The sequence below is a fragment of the Novosphingobium sp. FW305-C-111 genome (assembly GCF_058783565.1).
In genome coordinates this window covers 1-2,756 of the sequence record NZ_JBYSYP010000030.1, presented here as the reverse complement: position 1 = coordinate 2,756, position 2,756 = coordinate 1, and the positions used below count along the sequence as shown (strand labels likewise).

Genomic DNA, 2,756 nt, shown 5'->3' with positions numbered 1-2,756 from the left:
ATCTCCGCCTCCGCTCGATACGGGGGCCATTGAATCAAATCACCCCCTCAAAGACGAGGGTTTTTCGAGGCGTCCAGTTCATCGCGCCGCGCTTCGGCCCGGTCCGTAATGCCGCGAGTCAGCTCGAATTCCTGCGCAGCCAGGGAACGCGTCGCGGCTTCCTGATCGGCCGTGTAGCTGAGTCCTTCCTTCGCCGCGCGAGCCCGCTGCGAATTGACAGCTTCCTCCACAAACTGGCGCTTTTGCTCCTCGATCAGCGCGATGCCTCTGAGACCCTGTTGCGCGGTCAACAGGTCGATGGTTTCCCGTCGCTTCAGGTTCTCAGCGTCAATCGCCTCATTGAACTTGTCTTGCTTGTCCTCAAGGTCCGCGATGGCTTCGCCAGCATCGATCGCAAACCGGCCGGCGCCATCCGCAGGGAACATCCCCTTGCGAGGATCAACCGGTTTCCCGTTGACTTCGACTCCGTAGTGCAGGTGCGGCCCCGTGCTGAGCCCGCTGTTGCCCGTCCGGCCGATAACATCGCCTTTGGTAACCTGGGTCCCCGTCGCAATGCTGTTGTCGCTCAGGTGCCCAAATTTCGAAACCACGTTGCCGCCGTGGTCAATGTAAATGAATTTCCCAAGCTTCGAGTCCGTCCCGGTCTCGATAACCACACCATCGGCTGGCGCCTTTACGGGCGTCCCGATGGGCGCCGCGATATCGATTCCGCGGTGATAGGTTGACGCGCCGGCAGTGGGCGCCTTGCGAGGTCCGAAACCTGATTTAACCGGACCGTCAACCGGCATGATAAAAGCGGTTTGCTTGCTGAGACGTTCGGCCTCGCGCCGCGATCGCTCGCGCTGATCGGCTTCCTTTTTCGCCGAGTCCGCGGCCCGCTTGGCATAGTCCGCGCGGACCTTTTCCAGTTCCTGTTGACGGTACGCGGCTTTCGTCGCGTCATCGGCGAACTTGAAATTCTTATCCAGGAATTCGTTCGCCTTGCGCAGGGCATCGGCTTCGGCCTCAGCCAGCGACTTGTTTTCCTTCGCGGCCGCGGTCGCGGTGCGCAGCGAGTCCGATTGCTTGGCCCGCTGCTCAGTCTGATCGGCGACGATCGCAGCGCCGGCTTTCTCAGCGTAATTGCGTCGCTGTACGGTTTGCAGCTCCTTTTCGAGTGCTGCTTTCCGCTCCAAAGCCTGTTGCAGGAACGGATTATTCGCGCCGCCATATCGACGGAGATTCGAAATCTCCACTTCAGTGGCAGCGATACGCTGCAACAAGTCGGCTTCGGTACTGGCGCCGCGCGCCGCGCGAAGAGTCATCGCGAGGTTGCGCGCCAAGGTTTCGAGCGCGCTTGTCGCGCCCTTAATCGGCCCCAAGTCCGCGAATTCGTCTAGCAGGTCGCTCCAGGCTGCCGACAGTTCCCGCGCTGCACTTGCCCAGGCGCCGCGTTGCTTTTCGGCGGCTTCCTCCATTTTGGCGGAATATATCCCTAGCGCGAGATTCTGAGCCTCAGTTGCCCGCCCTTGCTCGAATAAGGACTCGATTTGGTCGCGCTGCGCCGCGGTTAGGAAGTTGGTCGCGTCGTCCAGTTTCTTGACCGCTTCAAACCCGCCCGTGAATGCCTGAGACACGTCATCGGCGGCTTGCTTCAGGTCGACTCCCATGACTTCGGCAGTATCAGCCGCCGCCCGTCCAAATTCCTCGATACGCGAGTCCGCGATCCCGTCGCGGTTGAATTTCCGCACGGCCGCAAGGGCATCCTCGGCAGCCACCCCGTATCGCCGCAGTTCGCCGGTCGCCTCGCTGAGCCGTTCGGCACTGTGCGCGGCCCCATCGGCATTCGCTGCGAGGATCCCGTTGAAGGTCCGCAGGCGCTCTGCCTGATCGGCCGCCCGGCTCATTGCGGCGACAAGCGTGCCAAACACCGCGACCAATGCGATAACTGGCGCACTGGTAAGGCCGGCAGCGATCGCCGAACCGACGCGCGGGAAAATCTGGATTATCTGCCCGCCCTGTTGCCCCAGCGTCTGCATTAGTGACGTGCCGGACGCGAGCTGCGTGAAAACGTCATTTACCTGAAACGAGAGATTCTGGAGCTGGTAGGGCTCGAGTCCCAGGAATGCCCCGCGGCCGCCTGCCGGGGCGCGTGCCAGGACCTTTGCCGTTCGATCGGCTTCCCCTTTCAACAGTGCCAGCGCCTGCCGATGCTCATCCGCGCTGATCTCCCCGCGGTGCAGCCAGTTCGCCAGCTTCTCCGTCTCGGCTGCTAGGCGTGCCTCCAGGGCCGCAGCCGGATTAAGTTCGCTGCGCAGCCGGGCAATCGCCGCGGCCTCGCGATCGGCGGCCGTGGCGGCTTCCTCGCGAAGCTTGGCGGCCAACTGATCATAGTCGCCGCGATCACGCGTCACGCCCGTTGCACGCTCAATTGTCGGACGGACGGCGGCTGCCTTCGCCTGTTGTGCCAGGCTCGCATTCAATCGGTCGCCTTCCTCGCGTGCGGCACGCTGAGCGAGGGCGAGGGCGTTAAGGTTGCCCTCCAGTGTCGCGACATTCTGTCCGGCATCCGCGTAGCCGGATTTCTGCCGTGCGAGGGTCGACTCCAGGCGGCCGGCTTCGCCCTGCAGCGATTTCATCGCGGACTCGGCAGCACGAAGTCGGGCGCGAAGTGGCTCTGCGTCCCCGCCATTGACCAGGGCTGTCAATCGGCGTGCAAACGGGACCCCCTATCGGCGCGCAAAAGGGACCCCCTTTCACGATGGCGCAAGGTTGAT

At 63.0% G+C, this 2,756-nt stretch carries 1 protein-coding gene; it reads right to left on the bottom strand.

The features are described 5' to 3' along the window. Positions 1-47 precede the first annotated feature (47 nt). On the bottom strand, positions 48-2,687 hold the full coding sequence (locus AC3WLD_RS18775; RefSeq protein WP_492558391.1) for a peptidoglycan DD-metalloendopeptidase family protein: 2,640 nt from the start codon (positions 2,685-2,687) through the stop codon (positions 48-50). Between the last annotated feature and the right edge of the window lie 69 nt (positions 2,688-2,756).